The sequence below is a fragment of the Paenibacillus sp. FSL R5-0519 genome (assembly GCF_037974275.1).
In the GTDB taxonomy this organism is placed as follows: Bacteria; Bacillota; Bacilli; order Paenibacillales; family Paenibacillaceae; genus Paenibacillus.
This window is the reverse complement of the sequence record NZ_CP150234.1, coordinates 2,190,981-2,207,857: the sequence shown is the minus strand read 5'-3', so window position 1 is coordinate 2,207,857 and position 16,877 is coordinate 2,190,981. Positions and strand designations below refer to the sequence as shown.

Genomic DNA, 16,877 nt, shown 5'->3' with positions numbered 1-16,877 from the left:
ATAGACAACAGGAAAAGTGCACGGCCTCCGGCACATACACTTTCTCGTCTACTATTTACTTAATACACCGTGCTCTCCATGGTATATCCTTCAAGGTTTTCTTTGACACGTTGCAAGAAACGTCCGCTGATTACACCATCCAGGATTCGGTGATCCAGCGACAGACACAGATTAGCCATCGAACGAACAGCGATCATATCATTAATAACCACGGGCTTCTTGACAATCGACTCGAATGTAAGAATCGCTGCCTGCGGATAGTTAATGATTGGCTGGGACAGGATCGAACCGAATGAACCGGTGTTGTTCACTGTGAACGTACCACCTTGCATATGGTCCAGCTTCAGCGTACCTTCACGTGTTTTGCGAGCCAGTTCATCTACTTCACGGGCCAGACCTGCAATATTTCGCTGATCGGCATGTTTGATTACCGGTGTAAGTACGGAATCTTCGGTTCCTACCGCCATGGACAGGTTAATGTCCCGTTTGACGATAATTTTGTCCACTGCCCATACCGAGTTCATGATTGGATAGTCTTTAATCGCATTGACGACACCCTTCATCATGAAGGACAGATATGTCAGATTGATGCCTTCCTTACGCTTGAACTCATCCTTGAGTTTATTGCGCAGCATCACAAGATTTGTTACGTCCACTTCAATCATCGTCCATGCATGCGGGATTTCCGATACGCTCTGACGCATATTCCGCGCAATCGCATTACGCACAGGGGTAACATCAATGAAATACTCCGATCTTCCTTGGCCGCCACCTTCTACTTCGATCTGTGGAATTTTCGGGCTTTCGGTTAGATGAATACCTGAATGTCTCACAGGAACGCCTGCATCGGACGCTGAGATCGCTTCTCCAGCGGTTAAACCCATGTCTCCATTTCCACGATTTACGCCACTGAATGGAGAAGCAGACGGCACACCAGAAGGTGTAAGCTTTGCAGCTGGAGATGATGCTTGTGCAGACGCAGACGATCCAGCCATATTACCTCCCTGTGCAACATATGCCAGCACATCTTTGCGGGTAATACGACCACCTGCTCCAGTACCTTGGATGCTTTGCAAGTTCAAACCATGCTCTGCTGCCAGGGATTGAACTGCCGGGGAATACCGATTACGCATCGGCTGGTTGGGATCATGTGCTGCTGTATTTGAGGCGGCAGCAGGAGTATGGGCCGTATTATGCTGCACTTGCTCCTGTTGCTGCGATACTTGTGTTACCTGCTCAGCCGCTTCTTCGTCAGAAGCTGCGACCTGCATGCGGCAGATTGCTTCACCAACAGCAATTGTTGTGCCCTCTTCCACCAAAAGGTCACCCATAATTCCATCCACAGTGGATGGAATCTCGGCATTAACTTTATCCGTGATTACTTCACAGATCGGCTCGTACTGTTCCACACGGTCGCCCGGTTTTTTCAACCATTTGCCTATGGTAGCCGAGACCAGCGATTCCGCCAATTGCGGCATAATGACCTCGATCCATTTCATACGTTCAGCCATTTGATTATCACTCCAAACTTTACTTTTAAACGATTAAACGATCCAATAAAACGAAATTAAAACTCGGCAAGTGTACGCATTGCTGCTTTGGCTTTGTCCTTGCTCAGCATGTAGAATTTCTCCAATGTTGGGCTAATTGGCATGGCCGGCACGTCAGGTCCACAGAGACGCTGAATCGGTGCATCCAGTTCAAACAGACATTCCTCGCTAATAATCGCGGCAACTTCCGCACCTACACCACCCGTTTTGTTATCTTCGTGTACAATCAGCACCTTGCCTGTCAGACGAGCGGAAGCAATAATCGCTTCCCGATCCAGCGGTTGCAATGTGCGCAGATCCAGAACGTGTGCTGTAATGCCTTCTTCACGTTCCAGCTCCTCAGCAGCCTGCATGATAAAATGCAGCGGCTGGCTGTAGCCGATCACCGTAATATCCGCACCCTCACGAAGTACGTTGGCTTTACCAATTGGAACGATGTAATCATCTTCAGGCACATCTTCCTTGATGAGCTTGTAGCATTTTTTATTTTCAAAAAAGAGTACCGGGTCCGGGTCGCGAATAGCCGCTTTAAGTAGTCCCTTGGCATCATATGCCGAGTAGGGCGCTATAATTTTCAGACCAGGTGTACCAAAGAAAATCGATTCCGGACATTGGGAGTGATACAACCCACCGAAGATTCCGCCACCAATCGGCGCTCGAATGACAATCGGACAACTCCAGTCATTGTTGGAACGATAGCGAATTTTGGCCGCTTCACTAATGATCTGGTTGGTTGCCGGCAGCATGAAGTCCGAATATTGCATCTCGGCAATCGGCTTCATGCCATACATTGCTGCACCGATGGCAACACCTGCAATAGCTGATTCGGACAACGGTGTGTCCATGACACGCATCTCCCCAAACTGATCCTGTAAGCCTTTGGTTGTGGTGAACACACCACCTTTGACCCCTACGTCTTCACCGAGGATAAAGACATTTTCATCCCGCTCCATCTCTTCTTTCATCGCGAGACGGATTGCATCAATATATTCCATCACTGCCATACTTACCGTCCCCCTTCTTCGCTGTCCGCATAAACGTGCGTCAGAGTGTCCTCAGGTTTCGGATATGGCGCGTTGTCTGCATATTCAGTAGCTTCTTTCATTTCCAGCGCAAGCTGGGAAGCCAGATCCGCATCCCGGGCTTCGTCCCAGATACCGCAATCAATCAGATAGTTCTTCATGCGAAGCACACCGTCCTTCTTCCAGTTCTCATCAACTTCTTCCTTGGTCCGGTAAGCCAGATCATTGTCAGAAGTAGAGTGAGGAGAGAGACGGTACATCATCGCTTCAATCAGTGTGGGTCCTTCGCCTGCTATGGCACGTTGACGTGCTTCCTTCACAGCAGCGTATACTTCGAGCGCATCGTTACCATCTACACGCAGTCCAGGGAAACCGTAACCGAGTGCACGATCCGATATTTTACCGCTAAGCTGCTTGTGAATTGGAACCGAAATCGCATACTGGTTGTTCTCACACATAATAATGACAGGCAACTTGTGTACACCTGCAAAATTGGCTCCCTCATGGAAGTCACCCTGATTGCTTGATCCTTCACCAAACGTAACAAAAGAAACAAATTCCTGCTTCTTCATTTTGGCAGCCAGCGCAAACCCAACAGCGTGAGGAACCTGTGTGGTAACCGGGCTGGAGCCCGTCACAATCCGCAGCTTTTTGTGACCGAAGTGACCCGGCATTTGCCGCCCGCCACTATTTGGATCTTCCGCTTTTGCAAAAGCAGACAGCATCAACTCACGCGGAGTCATGCCTACCGCCAGTACAAAACCATAATCGCGGTAATACGGTAAATAATAATCGTGATCCCGGTCCAGACCAAAAGCAGCGCCTACTTGCGCAGCCTCCTGCCCTACACCGGATACGTGAAAGTTAATTTTGCCAGCCCGTTGTAAGAGCAAGCAACGCTCGTCAAACTTGCGTGCGAGCAGCATGTATTTGTACATATCCAATACTTCACCATCGCTAAGTCCCAGCTGTTGATGCCGATGGACCGCGTCTGCAGTACCTTGTGAACTCATATGAGGTACCTCCTTTTAATCAGAGCCTGTGCCACTCTTACTACCCGATCTTATAACCTGGTACTAAGACTTGGCTTAACCTTATTATAATCCCTTTTACCCAAAAAAGGAAAGAACCTTTCTCATAAGCCTGTTTGGCTTACATTCCAATGGCCTTTCCATCGACCGCCAGCATGGCTTCACCCATGATTTCCGACAGAGAAGGGTGCGGATGAATGGTTTGTCCGACTTCCCAAGGTGTGGCATCCAGCATCTGAGCCAGTGAAGCCTCAGCGATCAATTCCGTTACATGGTTGCCAATCATATGTACCCCCAATATATCATTCGTCTTGGCATCTGCGATCACCTTCACGAATCCATCACGACTTCCGTGAATGAGCGATTTGCCAATCGCCTGAAACGGGAACTTGCCTGTTTTGGTGTCAAAGCCACGTTCTTTGGCTTCACGCTCGGTGAATCCGATGCTGGCTGCTTCCGGACGTGTATACACACAGCGCGGGATGCGATGGGATTCTACAGCATGTACCGTTTCGCCGGCCAGATGATTGACAGCGAGAATGCCTTCATGACTTGCCGCGTGCGCAAGCTGTAGACCACCAATGCAGTCGCCAATGGCATAGATGTGACCTTCACCGGTCTGTAGCTGTTTGTTCACAGCAATGAAGCCACGCTCCAGCTTGATATCTGTATTTTCGAGTCCGATATTTTCGACATTGGCCTGACGTCCAACCGACACGAGCATTTTCTCCGCTTTCAGCGTTTCCTGCTTTTCGTCACCAAGCTGCACATCAATCTGGATGCCATCTGTATCCGTGCTATAGGTTTCCGTTAGCACTTTGGCTCCTGTCAGGAAACGAACCCCCCGCTTACCAAGCAATCGTTGCATCTCTCTTGCAACATCCTCATCCTCTGCAGGCAGCACGTGAGCAGCAGCTTCTATCACCGTGATGTCTACACCAAAGTCATTCAGCATCGATGCCCACTCCAGTCCAATCACACCACCGCCGACAATAATAAGTGATGCGGGAAGCTCATCCATACGCAGTGCTTCGTCACTGCTCATAATAAACTTGCCATCCGGTTCCAGCCCTGGCAGCACACGTGGACGTGAACCAGTAGCAATAATGAGATTGGTCGGCACAACCGTATCCATCTCCCCATCTTCAAACTCTACAGCGACCGCTCCGCTCTGCGGGGAGAAAATGGAAGGTCCGATCACGCGACCTTTCGCGTGTACGACCTGGATTTTATTTTTTTTCATCAAATATTGAACGCCCTGATGAAGTTGCTCCACAATCGCATCCTTGCGCGCCTGTACTTTGGGAAATACAAGTGTGGCTCCATTGGTCTCGATACCATACGTCTCACTCTCCTGAATCTCGGCGTACACTTCCGCGCTTTTCAGCAAAGCTTTACTCGGAATACAGCCACGATGCAGACAGGTTCCGCCAAGCTTGTCCTTCTCAATGATAACGACCTGTTTCCCCAGCTGTGCAGCCCGGATCGCGGCTACATATCCACCGGTTCCTCCTCCAAGAATTGCTACATCACATGTAATTGGCATCTCTCATGCTCTCCTCTATGAATCAAATTTCAGTATCATTTATGATGGCTTGAATCATGGTTTGGAATATACCCTCTATATGCCATTGTACTCTCCTTGAGCAGTCAACTCAAAGTTTGAACCAATCACACATGGACAGCCCATGCATTCCAAGCTATGATGGAATCAGGTATGATCTGTAAGCGTAACCTTTATTTAATGTCGACTTTGGCAGAAAGGGTATAATGCTCATGAATACAAGATTGGTATTTGCGCGATTTTTGGCGATTGTTGTTCTGGTCATTCCCGGTTTAATGGCAATGAAGGGTTTTCTGATGATGAAAGACGCCCTGTTCCTATATTATGCCGAGCACGGGAACGAACTGATTTCACCAGGGTTCCAGTGGCTTTCCTTTGGCGGTGGACTTGTCCTTTTTGCCGCAGGTATGAGCTTTCTGGGAGGCTGGATCCTGTTCCGTGACCGCAAGCGTAATTATGTAGGTCCCCGTTTCCGGTCCAAAAATGTACCCGAAAAAGCAGAGACGCCCGGAAGGACTCCATGAGTCCGGGCTTTTTGTGTGTTTATATAACACACCGCCTACTTTACATAGACAGGATGGATCCTCATGGTATCATTTTTAATCACGTTACAACGACTGCTCAAAGGCATTTTCCATGCGTTCAAAGACCCCAAGTTTCTGGCTTTGTTCGCGTTAACGGCAGCAACGTTGCTGTCAGGCACTTTGTTTTACACTCGTGTTGAAGGTCTGCACTGGATCGATGCGTTATACTTCTGTGCGGTTACCCTCACTACGGTGGGACATCCTGAATTTGTGCCAACCACCGGATTCAGCAAAGCCTTTACCGTGATCTACATGTTTGCAGGCATTGGTCTCACTTTTGCCATGATTGCCAGAATTACAGCAGGTATTCTATTCCCTCGCAAATTAAAGACAGAAGAGGACCCGGAGTAATCTCCGGGTCATTCGTATAAAGCATCCCGCAGTTTGGTAGACATACGTGATTCTTTGGAAGAAGACTTCAGGATCGTTCTGCGCAGCGTCAGGTTACTTGCCTGCAGTCGCTCCGCTTCTGCGAACAGTTCTGCAAATAATGCCTGCGCCGCTTCATCTAGAGATCCCTGATCTTTCAGACTTTCATATTGCGCTTGCAGTGTTGTTAATGCTTCACTCATACTAAACACCTCTTTTCACAACTCCTGTTAATTAGCTGCCGTAACCAATAGCTTAACAATCCATATAGTAACACAAAGCTGCACAGATTAGTTCTGGCTCTTACCAAAGATTTTGTGGTACTCTGTAATGGTCGCTTTTTTTGTTGAATCCCGTATGTGAGAGGAGTAGCAGCACCGTGCAAACAGGACGTATTACCGTAATTACTGGACCCATGTTCAGTGAAAAGTCCGGTGAACTCATTCGCCGTTGTCAGAAATTAATTCAATTTGGCCGTAAAAAGGTGGTAGCCTACAAACCAGCCGAGGATGATCGGTTTGCCCAAGATGAAATCGTGAGCCGAATTGGTTATCGACTCCCTGCCCATTCCATTCCCCGGCAATTAACCACGGAATCCGTAGAAATGATCCTGAATCAAACCATAGATGCTGATGTTGTTGCATTTGATGAAGTACAATTTTTCAGCAGTGCCATCATGGAACTGGTCTCGGAGCTAGCCTATTGTGGCAAACATGTTATTGTGGACGGACTTAATATGGATTACCGTGGTAAGGAATTCGGATATATCGGCGGTTTGCTTGCCATGGCAGATGACATTGAGAAACTCTCGGCTTTCTGTGCCGTATGCGGCAGTCCGGATGCTGCCTTTACGCAACGTATCGTCAATGGGGAACCCGTTACTTTGGGTCCGGTTGTCATGATTGGCGATTCAGAAGCTTACGAGCCACGCTGTCGTTGCTGCTTCATTCCTCCTCACAAAGTTGAATGCTCATCATAGTTTCTAAATGATCTCTAAGATCCTCCAAAAAGCCCTTTTTGGGCTTTTTTTGATTATCGCAGCGAACTTTTGCACAAAAAAGCACCGCTTTGCAGCGATGCTTACAGGATCACTTCCCGCTAGTCCCGGGAAACAAAATATTTGTTGGTCATGTAGTAAGCGTCACCACGCGACGTTTCCACCATTCCTTTTTTGGCATCCAAAAATACAATCTCTTTACACTTCGTGCAGTACCATTTCGTGCGTTTGTATGGAGATTCCGTCACGTAAGCCGTGCCGCATTTACAATCAATCTTCATTAATAACTCGGTTGATTTATAAGCACTGGACAGGCGTTCCAGGTTATCCTGCTGCTGTGTAGGCATAATGGTCTGCTGATAATCCGATAGATGATTCTGAACCTTAAAGTCTGCTACCAATCCTGCATTCAATCCAAAAAACTCCTTGCCGATTTCGGTCACGAAGCGCTTCTCATTTCTGTAGCAATCCAGCCACTCAATAATCTGCTTATTAGACAGTGGAACCGTACCCTTGATACCGCTGTTTAAGGTGTAGGTCATGATGTATAAAGTATCGTCTTGTCTACCTGAGTACATTAGAATCCTCCTTCGAATACATTTGCTAATGTACTACAAAAACGCGCATAAATCAAAAAAATCTTATTTCCTGAGCGCATCTCTTCTTATTAAATGGGAAACATTCCTCTTTCATCCGCCAAAGACTTACAAGAACTGCATACACCTGAAACATTTCCCTGCGGTGCCGCATAATGCACGACCGATCTGACGTTTTTCTTACATATGGAACAGTAGTGCCTCCTTTCCTTTTTTGGAATATAGTCCGATAGCTTCACTACATTTTGGTTCTGTCGGAATCGTTGTAAGAAGCCCAGCCATTTCATCTCGCTTCACTCTCTCTTGTTCGCTTACCTCGTAGTCGTTTTTCGCTTTTGGTTAAAAATTATCGCGCCTTCTGTTATGTATACGATTCCAAGTTGTGCATGCCTATCTCATAATCTATTCGACGTTTTGGGCGTTTTTCCTGTTTTTAATCTCTACACATATAAAAAAAACCGACATAACCTGCTTTCCTTCCTTTTGGAAGAACAGTATTTTAGTCGGTTCCCACCTTATTTATAAAAAGTTCCCAGAACGTCCAGCTCTGGTGAGCGCTCAATTCGAAACGGGTAGATATACCCCTGATTCATTCGGGTAAATTTGCGACTCCACAGATCCAGTCCGGATGTGAACTGATAGGCCTGATATATAAACTTGGAACAGTAATTACGCTCAATACTGCGAAGATTGGTCTGCAAACGGTAGAATCTCACCTGCTTGTAATGGTCCTGTACCCAACCGGCTGCTTTCATGCCTGCCTCACTCAGCCTGGAACGGAATACAATGAAGCGATCTCCTTCATAGAAACGCGTGAGATACCAGTCTAATGAATCAGCAAATACAGGCCCATAAGGATGCACATGATACACTTTGCCGTCGAGCCCAATAATCCCCATATGCCCGGCGTAATACGTTGATTCCGAACTTGGTGTGTACACAATATCTCCAGGCTCCAGCTTCATCTTGCCTAATGCGTTAATGGGCAAGTCCTGATGCAGCCGTTTGGCTGCTGTACGTTCACGCCGTCCTTCAACCAACAAGCGATGAAGTGCCCCGGCAAGTGCGAGATATATTTCAGACCATTTGATCTTTTTTTTATCAGATCGTTTGAACCACCGCTGGATGAAGGTGAACCCTCGCTGTGGCTGTGATCCCTTTTTCATACGCTGCACTCCACTCTAATCTATTTATTGGATTTATTGGATCTATATATAAAGATTATTTTCACTGACACTACGATGACAGAATAATCTTCCAATCGCTGTAAACCCCAGATTTTTCTGCCCTCTCCGTTATTGTGTAAATGATTATTTCAGATGATGTTTTTGTCATTCTAATGTATCTCAGGCTTATTATAGACATTTGGTAGCACATGTTCAATTCGGCAACCATTGTGTGTGTTGAAATTATGCCTTCTTATTACCCATTTTATGCAAAAAAATGACTCCGGGATTAACCCGAAGTCATTTTGCTCTGATCCAAATGTAAACATTTATTCTTCTATAACACCAAGAGCTTTATTTTTCTCCTTAAAACGACTGTTATGGGAAGAAACATAAGCCACTTTTTCCGCTTCAGGGTCCATGTAAAGCTTTGCACTATTCACCGCAAGAGCAGCATCAGTGAAAGTACCCGCAATCAGATAAAGTTTACTACCATAATCTACAAAATCACCTGCAGCAAATACGCCCGGTATATTCGTTTGTAATCTCTCCGTTGTAGTGACGTGCCATTCGCCAAGGTCAAGTCCCCAATCCCGAATTGGACCAAAGTCACTCTTCATGCCATGGTTCACAATGACAGCATCTACTTCAAGCAGTTCAGTCTCGCCAGTGTCCACATGTGAGATGGTCACTTGTTCAATCACATCGCCACTCATACTATGCAATGTCTCTACCGCATAAGGTGTACGGACATCTACTGAGGATTCTCTCATGCGCAGTACATTACGCTCCAACCCGCCAAAACGGTCACGACGATGCACAACTGTCACTTGCTCTGCCAATGCTTCCAGTTCATTCGCCCAGTCTACAGCAGAGTCGCCTCCACCCGAGATCAGTACCCGTTTGCCCCGGAATGGCTCGAGTTCCTGCACGGTATAGTGCAGATTGCTAACCTCATAACGGTCAGCACCTTCAAGCTCCAGCTTGGCCATTTTATATATACCATATCCGATTGCCATAATGACGGTACGTGTCCAGTGTTGTTCACCTGTTGCAGAAGTTAACAGAATTGTGCCATCAGGTTGACGCTCGAATCCTTCGATCTGTTGTTCGAACACAAGCGTTGGATCGAAAGTTCGTGCCTGTTCTTCCAATTGTTTAATCAGATCCTCACACAGGATTGGCGTCACACCCCCGACGTCCCAGATCATTTTCTCCGGATAAAATAACATGCGACCGCCCAATCTGTCCCGTGCCTCAATTAACTTGGTCTTCATATCCCGCATGCCGCTATAAAAGGCAGAGTACATGCCCGCAGGGCCACCGCCGATAATGGTTACATCATAGAGTTCCAACTGCTGATTCATATTAAAAATACCTCCGTTAATTCGATCCAGAACATCGAGTATTTGATATCGATTCTCATTATCACTTAAATCCTAGTGTAATGGTAATCTTATCAAAATACAATGGCTAAAAAACAAACATTTCTTGTACAAAACATTTACGAACTACTCTGCACTCCACTATTGCGCTCTTGGAGCCGCCAACAGCTTTTCAACGACAAAATCAAGTTGTTTATTGATTGAATAGATATCTGAATAGTAGAAGAAATCAAAATCAATCTCAATCAAACGACCTTCCTTGATCGCAGGGATGCTGCTCCATATTGGATTATCCGTCAAGTTATCTGCCCCATCGTATATTGAGCGAAACACATAGTCACCGATATATTCAGGCAGTACTTCCATAGAAATACTGGAGCCGGCTTCGTCCGAAACCACATCAATTTTTTTCTGTACAACCTCAGGTGCTTTCATTCCCAAGTACTCATATACCGCCTGCGATCCTCGGCCATATTGTTTGCTCTCTGCAATGTTCATGCCTTTCAAACCACCCTCCACAATGGAGATCGTTTTGTCCAGTATGCCTGCATCCGCAAGCGTCTTTTTACTCTCTTCAACCTTGGTGTTCAGATTAGTGATTAACGTCTCAGCTTCCTGCTCTTTGCCAAAAATACTCGCTATACTATGCAGTCTTTCTTCTGTTGTCTTTTTCTCGTACGGAATATATACAGTAGGTGCAATATCCTTTAATAACGTATATGTCTCTTCAGAAGGAACAATGATCAGATCCGGATCAAGATCAATGACAGCTTCAGGATTCGGTTCAAACCAGGTACCCAGTGCATTTACACCTTCAAGCTCACTCTTGTATGCAGCCCCGTCATATACATCTGAGGTAGCGATCGGCTTAACCCCAAGGGCAACGACATCTCCCTGGAGATACAGAACAACAACCCGTTTGGGGTCAGCTGGGACAACGACCTCACCCTTAACCGTCGAGACCGTGCGTGTTTCATTGTCTTTGTTGGTCTGGTTTCCTATGTCTGATGACACGGTCGTACTGCTGTTATTGGAACTGGCACCCGTTCCTTCGCCAGCTGTTGGTGTGGTTGTACCTGAAGAGCAGGCTGAGAGCAGCATCGTGATGCTCAATAGAGCCACCATAATCATACTTGAACTTGTTTTTCTTCTTTTCATTGGTGTAGACCCTCCGTCTATATATTGATAATGATTCTCATAATCAATATATCCTGACTTCCACCTACGGCCAATGGACGATTCAGATATTTGTAATGGACGATCCTCTGCTCTCGCTTCTTCTCTCCTATTTCGTTGATACTGGATTGGTGAGATCCCGACATGTTTTTTGAAGATACGACTAAAATAATACACATCCGAATAACCCACTTCTGCTGCAATTTCACCAAGCGTTGCATCAGATCGTACAAGCAGAGTACGAGCCTTGGCAAGTCGAGTCTGAATTAGATAATCAATCGGACTGTAACCCGTTTTTCGTTTGAATTGCATGGATAAATGACGAGAGCTGTAGTTGAATTGTTCAGCCAGAGAATCAAGTGTGACCTGTTCCCTGTAATGCTTCTGTATGTAACGAAGTGTTTGTTTCACCGGATCAGCATGTTCTGTTTTGATCTCTTGCTCTGTTAGCTGAATCAGCATTTCATGAATGAATTGGTAAAATAAACTTTTCGTATGAAGCAGATCCAGACTGCCGGACTGTGCCCATGCATCCTCAAGCTCATCGAGGTAACGTAACAGCCCAAGTGGACTATTTGGCGTAAATCCATATTGCAATGAGAACGGTGCAACCTCAGGCTGTGCCAATAACCACTTTTGGCGATAACTAGGAAAGGCAAGGAATGCTCTGTAATAGAGCAAAATATATTCGAAATCTTCGTGGGTTTGGATATCCAGTGAAGATCCTTTCGCCCCATGAAGCATGAAAAATCGCTCTGCCTTGTATGCTCGTCCATCCAATTGAAGCACAGCCGATCCTCGGGTTGTATATATAAAACCATTTGCCGGAAGTGTGTAGGAACTCAGTTGTTCCCCCGCCTCCATAACGATCCGGCGTATATCCAGAACCTTAACAGCGGCAAGATTCCAGCATTTTATCTGTTCATCTATTTGCATCAATTACTCTCCAATCCCAGCCTCATCCGGAACAAAGGCCTTACAAGATCATCATTCTTCCACACCATCCGATAACATATGCGTAGCAGAGTTTCACTAATATACCTTATTATAAATGATAATAATTTTCATTATCAACTGTGATTTTAGAGTGGAATTGGATTTCATCTCATCAAGCATGTGTTACGCTTATTTTGGTTCAGAGATCTTCGTAAACCACGCGGCCAATTCCTCTGTTTGATCCAATGTTGCAATCGGGTCAAAGTACCATGAACGATCTGGGCTCCAGATAAACACTCGATCATTCTTAACCGCATCCAATGAGCCCCAGACCGGTTTCAATTTCAACTCTTCCAGAGTCAGATTATCTGCTGTTAGAATGATGTAGTCACCGGCAAATTCAGGAATCGCTTCTGAGGATACTTCAACCAGTTGATCCTCCATTAAGATCTCTTTTTTATCTGCAGGAGGATTCAAACCAAGCGCGCTGTAGACTGCCTGACCTCCCCGACCAAAATTATCACCAAAAGCCAACGGACCTTTATCATTGAACTGCATGACCGACACCTCTGCGGCTGGATCAATCGCCTCACCGACGCGCTTCTTGGCATCTGCAATTCTTGCATCATAATCGGCTAACCATGCCTCAGCTTCTTTTTCTTTATTCAGCACTTTACCAAAATAGGCAATCTCTTCGTGGGTGTTTTTCAATTCGCCAAACGGAATAACTAACGTAGGTGCAATTTTGCTAAAGGAAACAAATAAATCAGGATTACCTGTCACAATCAGATCCGGCTCAAGTTCCAACACTTTTTCGAGAGAGATGGTCTCGTATTCGCCAATATTTTCCACACCCTCAAGTGACTTGATAAAATAAGGATTCTTGAGGTTCAACTCGGGTGTACCCACAGGCTTGATCCCCAGGGCAATTAGGCTCCCTAGATACAAGTCAACCACAATCCGTTTAGGTTCAGCAGGGATTGTAACATTTCCCTTCACCGTTGAGATTGTACGTGTTTCAGATGTTTTGCTTTCACTCTCTCCTGTTGCTGTTTTCGTGGAACTTGACGCACTATTGCTTCCAGATGCATCCACGTTTGAGTTACTCGCAGCCCCTGTAGAGCAGGCACTTAACAGTAATGTAAGACTTAGTAGAATGCTCAGCAGCATTCCCGTTCTTGTCTGTCTGTTCATATTGATTGACCCTCCATGCTTATATTGATAATGATTATCACCATCAGTATAAACATACCTTCCACGTCCACCTCTGAAAATGTCATTTCGCGCCATACCTGATGTCAGATCAGGCCAATAGAGGGGTGCTGAGGTCTTTTCTTTGAATTGCAAAGGAGAAAGACCTGTATGTTTCTTGAACATACGTCCCAGATAATATCCATCCGGATAACCGATGCCGGCGGCAATCTCATCCAACGTGGCGTCCGTTTGCAACAACATCTCTTTGGCCTTAAACAAACGAAACTGAATCAGATAATCAATGGGACTGGTTCCAGTTGACTGCTTGAACTTGCGTGACAAACTTCTTGGGCTGGTACCAATCATTTCTGCCAAAGTATGAAGCGTGAGGGGCTGGGTGTAGGAAGACTCCACAATTTCAATGACTTTGCTGACCTGATCCATAATACTTGGATAGCGATTGCACATCCGAGGAATCTGTAATGATACCTGCTCCACAAATGTATAGAACATACTCTTGGCCTGAAAGTGCTGAATGGGGTTCTTTTGCTCCCACAAAAAATGCATCTGTTTAAGTTGCTCATATATAAGGATTGGCATATCGGGTGTAAAGCCGTAGTTCATTTGGAACGGATTGGTACGCTCCATTAACCTTCCCAGATCGGTTCTTCCTCTGCTAGGTAGGTTGGCTTTGTACATCAAGTAATAGAACCGCAATCCGGCTTTGCCTGCTTGAATCACCAATTTGCTCCCTTTACCGCCATGGAGAATATAAAAGCGACTCACTTCATACGTTGCGTTGTCAATCATCACTCCAGCTTCACCCTGAATGGTGAGCACAAAGGTACTTGCTGGAAATTTGTATTTCATCTCTTCATATGCCTCTAATTCCATGTAACGGATATCTGCTATACTCACCGCAGCATAGTTCCAGAGGATATAATAATCATTCCACATTTTGCTAACCCAACTCCGTCTTCATGTATTATGTCTTGATTTCCACCCACTTATTGATAACCATTATCAATTATTATGATGAAGTACGCAATACAAGCGAGGTAAATAAGACCATTCTGACTGACATAAAGCTATTCAAATCCTTCTCTTAACATCCGATATATGTAAATAGAACCATGATTAAGAGTAGAAGGAGTACAGAGAATATGAATTCAATCTCATCTGCAACCAAAAGCAGTTTCACTCCCGGGAATCAAGTCTCCAGTCGGGATAAAGAAATTCAGGGACTTATGCAGCAGAAGGTCCGGCTCAATGAAGAAATACAAGGGGTAAAAACCAATGATGAGTTGGATACCAAAACTAAAGCTCAGCGGATTAAATCCTTAACAAGCTCCATCTCCCAGATCGATAGCCAAATTGCTCAGATTAAAGCAGAGGAATTGCAGGAAAAGAACAAATTGAGACAGCCCGAAAAGACTCAACAGCAACAACCCAAACCAAGCGATGAGACACAAGCCCCTTCACTGGATCATCTAATCAAACATAGTCAGACATATGATCAATTGGGTAAGCTCGTCGGTTTGCGTGATCGCATGCAGGGCTCCATTCAGACCACTGAAGGAGAGACCCGCTTCGACCGACTCGTTCTGGAGATCAATCCTCCTGCAAATAGTTCTGATCTCGGCAAATCAATGATGTTGGAAAACTCAGAGCGCACCGTCTTTCAGGCAAAACGAGAGGTTGTTCAGGACATCACTTCTCAGCTCAGCAAGGTCAATCAAAAGATTGGCGATCTGGTGAAAGAGATTCATCAGCCTGCACCTAAAGAAACAACACAACCTCCGATCTCTGCAACATCTGGAGAAAAAGATCAGGAAGTAAATGAAGGAAAGAAAAAGGAAAGTAAGGAGCCATCAGATGTGGGAGCCACGAATCAGAAATCCGGAAACGGCACGCAAACTCCGGCTTCCGCCTCTCCAGCTGCGTCATATCCATCTGTAGATATTCGAATCTGAGTACCTTTTGCTCAAACATACTTATATGTATACATATTAGGGTTGAGGTGTTTTGTTTTCATAGCAAAGTTCTCAACTCGCATCCAATGATAGAAAAACCACTATTACAGGTGACTAACTCCTGATAATTAGTGGTTTTTCTGCATTTCTGAATATTAATGGTATGGGTATTAAAACGATGCTTCACTTCTTGAGGTTCATTCTGTCCTCTATGTTCTCTTATAAATGTATGTTTCAATTTATTTCGTATGTGAATTCCACTTCTAACATGGGTTACTGACAGTATCATTTGCACAGATGATGCTGCCGGCAATCGCTTTACAACCTTTCTTGATGCGTGTGGCCTCATCAATGATCTGATCTATGTTTTCATATTTTCGCTTCCTGTTGGTTACAACCGCGATGGATACCGACACGAGAGGAATGGGCCGATTTAGCCCGGAACGTCCTTCCCCCAGAACATGTTGATTATGCCAATCAAGTGTGTTGTAGAACGTCTTTTTCATTTTCTCAAAATCCGAAATGACTTCATCACTAATGCGCTTGTAATCATGGTGATTGAGAATCACAATAAAGTCATCACCACCGATATGTCCAATAAAAGCTTCAGGAAAAACAAAAAGCTTACGAAGCAAATTAGCTGTCGCCTGAATAAGCTGATCCCCCATTTTGAAGCCATAGCTATCATTATAGGATTTGAATTGATCGAGATCAACGTATAGTACGCTAAAATGGTCCATCTGAAGAGCCTGAGATAGCCTTTCATCTATGATATGGTTACCTGGAAGGCCAGTCAGGGGGTTCATAAAAATAGCCATTTCAGCGCGTACATCAGCAACAGCAAGCAGCAAACGGCGAATACTCACAGCTCCAAAGAAACTTTCTCCCGTCGTGACCAGCACAAGGTCATATATTTCCCCTTCATCTCGGTCCATGGCGAGAACACTGACATCTGTAATCTGTTCCGAATAATCCACAACCAGTGCCTGCATGTTCATCACCAGTTCTACAGTACGTCCCATATACAGATTATAGCCATACTGAGTCCCAATCTGTTGAAAGAATCGTTGGCGCATCATCAAAGACACCCCCTTCTCCCCCATAACAGCTATACCTTCCAGACTGGGATTGGACTTGAACAGATGATAGACGATATCACATTTTGTATCAGATTGTACTACAGGAATTGGTTCAGCAATCTCGCCTATTTGCGTAAACATACGATTCTACTCCTTTGTTCGTAGCATCTAATCTGGACTTCCCAAATATATATGTAGGTCTTTGTCAATGGTCACATCGTACCACTTTCTACTCAAAAAAGCGTTAACTGAGGG

15 protein-coding genes are annotated in these 16,877 nt (G+C 45.3%); 4 read left to right on the top strand and 11 right to left on the bottom strand.

What is annotated here, in order from left to right:
- Nucleotides 1–59: 59 nt before the first annotated feature.
- The 4 genes from MKY73_RS10075 to lpdA all read right to left on the bottom strand — a co-directional run bounded on the left by MKY73_RS10075 (nt 60) and on the right by lpdA (nt 5,149).
- Complete coding sequence (locus MKY73_RS10075) at nt 60–1,511, bottom strand: dihydrolipoamide acetyltransferase family protein (RefSeq protein WP_339307211.1); 1,452 nt, start codon at nt 1,509–1,511, stop codon at nt 60–62.
- Nucleotides 1,512–1,567: 56 nt separating this feature from the next.
- Complete coding sequence (locus tag MKY73_RS10070) at nt 1,568–2,554, bottom strand: alpha-ketoacid dehydrogenase subunit beta (RefSeq protein ID WP_339307210.1); 987 nt, start codon at nt 2,552–2,554, stop codon at nt 1,568–1,570.
- A gap of 2 nt (nt 2,555–2,556) precedes the next feature.
- The gene (locus MKY73_RS10065; protein WP_339307209.1) at nt 2,557–3,585 is read right to left on the bottom strand and encodes a thiamine pyrophosphate-dependent dehydrogenase E1 component subunit alpha; all 1,029 of its coding nucleotides are present in this window, start codon (nt 3,583–3,585) and stop codon (nt 2,557–2,559) included.
- A gap of 139 nt (nt 3,586–3,724) precedes the next feature.
- Nucleotides 3,725–5,149 carry a dihydrolipoyl dehydrogenase gene (lpdA, locus tag MKY73_RS10060; RefSeq protein ID WP_339307208.1) on the bottom strand — a complete coding sequence of 475 codons (1,425 nt, stop codon included), beginning with the start codon at nt 5,147–5,149 and terminating at the stop codon, nt 3,725–3,727.
- Between the two features lie 224 nt (nt 5,150–5,373).
- Here lpdA and MKY73_RS10055 point away from each other — a divergent pair, with 224 nt between their 5' ends.
- Together MKY73_RS10055 and MKY73_RS10050 are read left to right on the top strand one after the other, a co-directional pair.
- Nucleotides 5,374–5,691: a DUF2627 domain-containing protein gene (locus MKY73_RS10055; RefSeq protein ID WP_278294295.1), complete on the top strand. Its 318-nt coding sequence runs from the start codon at nt 5,374–5,376 to the stop codon at nt 5,689–5,691.
- 63 nt (nt 5,692–5,754) lie between these two features.
- Nucleotides 5,755–6,102, top strand: coding sequence for a potassium channel family protein (locus tag MKY73_RS10050; RefSeq protein ID WP_036607883.1), 348 nt, complete (start codon nt 5,755–5,757; stop codon nt 6,100–6,102).
- A gap of 8 nt (nt 6,103–6,110) precedes the next feature.
- Here the strand turns inward: MKY73_RS10050 and MKY73_RS10045 are convergent, their stop codons facing one another.
- Nucleotides 6,111–6,323, bottom strand: coding sequence for a hypothetical protein (locus MKY73_RS10045; protein ID WP_339307207.1), 213 nt, complete (start codon nt 6,321–6,323; stop codon nt 6,111–6,113).
- Between the two features lie 176 nt (nt 6,324–6,499).
- Here MKY73_RS10045 and MKY73_RS10040 point away from each other — a divergent pair, with 176 nt between their 5' ends.
- Nucleotides 6,500–7,099: a thymidine kinase gene (locus MKY73_RS10040; protein WP_339307205.1), complete on the top strand. Its 600-nt coding sequence runs from the start codon at nt 6,500–6,502 to the stop codon at nt 7,097–7,099.
- A gap of 119 nt (nt 7,100–7,218) precedes the next feature.
- Here MKY73_RS10040 and MKY73_RS10035 read toward each other — a convergent pair whose 3' ends face one another.
- The 5 genes from MKY73_RS10035 to MKY73_RS10015 all read right to left on the bottom strand — a co-directional run bounded on the left by MKY73_RS10035 (nt 7,219) and on the right by MKY73_RS10015 (nt 14,527).
- Nucleotides 7,219–7,695 carry a hypothetical protein gene (locus tag MKY73_RS10035; protein ID WP_017687614.1) on the bottom strand — a complete coding sequence of 159 codons (477 nt, stop codon included), beginning with the start codon at nt 7,693–7,695 and terminating at the stop codon, nt 7,219–7,221.
- 533 nt (nt 7,696–8,228) lie between these two features.
- Nucleotides 8,229–8,879, bottom strand: a complete 651-nt coding sequence (locus MKY73_RS10030; protein WP_339307204.1) for a hypothetical protein — start codon at nt 8,877–8,879, stop codon at nt 8,229–8,231.
- Nucleotides 8,880–9,208: 329 nt separating this feature from the next.
- A complete protein-coding gene (locus MKY73_RS10025; RefSeq protein ID WP_339307203.1) occupies nt 9,209–10,246 on the bottom strand; it encodes an NAD(P)/FAD-dependent oxidoreductase in 1,038 nt (345 codons plus the stop codon).
- 159 nt (nt 10,247–10,405) lie between these two features.
- Nucleotides 10,406–12,376: an AraC family transcriptional regulator gene (locus MKY73_RS10020; protein ID WP_339307202.1), complete on the bottom strand. Its 1,971-nt coding sequence runs from the start codon at nt 12,374–12,376 to the stop codon at nt 10,406–10,408.
- A 189-nt stretch (nt 12,377–12,565) separates the two neighbouring features.
- A complete protein-coding gene (locus MKY73_RS10015) occupies nt 12,566–14,527 on the bottom strand; it encodes an AraC family transcriptional regulator (protein ID WP_339307201.1) in 1,962 nt (653 codons plus the stop codon).
- Nucleotides 14,528–14,733: 206 nt separating this feature from the next.
- Between MKY73_RS10015 and MKY73_RS10010 the strand changes: the two genes are divergently transcribed.
- Complete coding sequence (locus MKY73_RS10010) at nt 14,734–15,543, top strand: FlxA-like family protein (RefSeq protein WP_339307199.1); 810 nt, start codon at nt 14,734–14,736, stop codon at nt 15,541–15,543.
- Between the two features lie 263 nt (nt 15,544–15,806).
- On the opposite strand, the gene MKY73_RS10005 is transcribed toward MKY73_RS10010, so the two are convergent.
- Nucleotides 15,807–16,763, bottom strand: coding sequence for a GGDEF domain-containing protein (locus MKY73_RS10005; RefSeq protein WP_339307198.1), 957 nt, complete (start codon nt 16,761–16,763; stop codon nt 15,807–15,809).
- Nucleotides 16,764–16,877 lie beyond the last annotated feature (114 nt).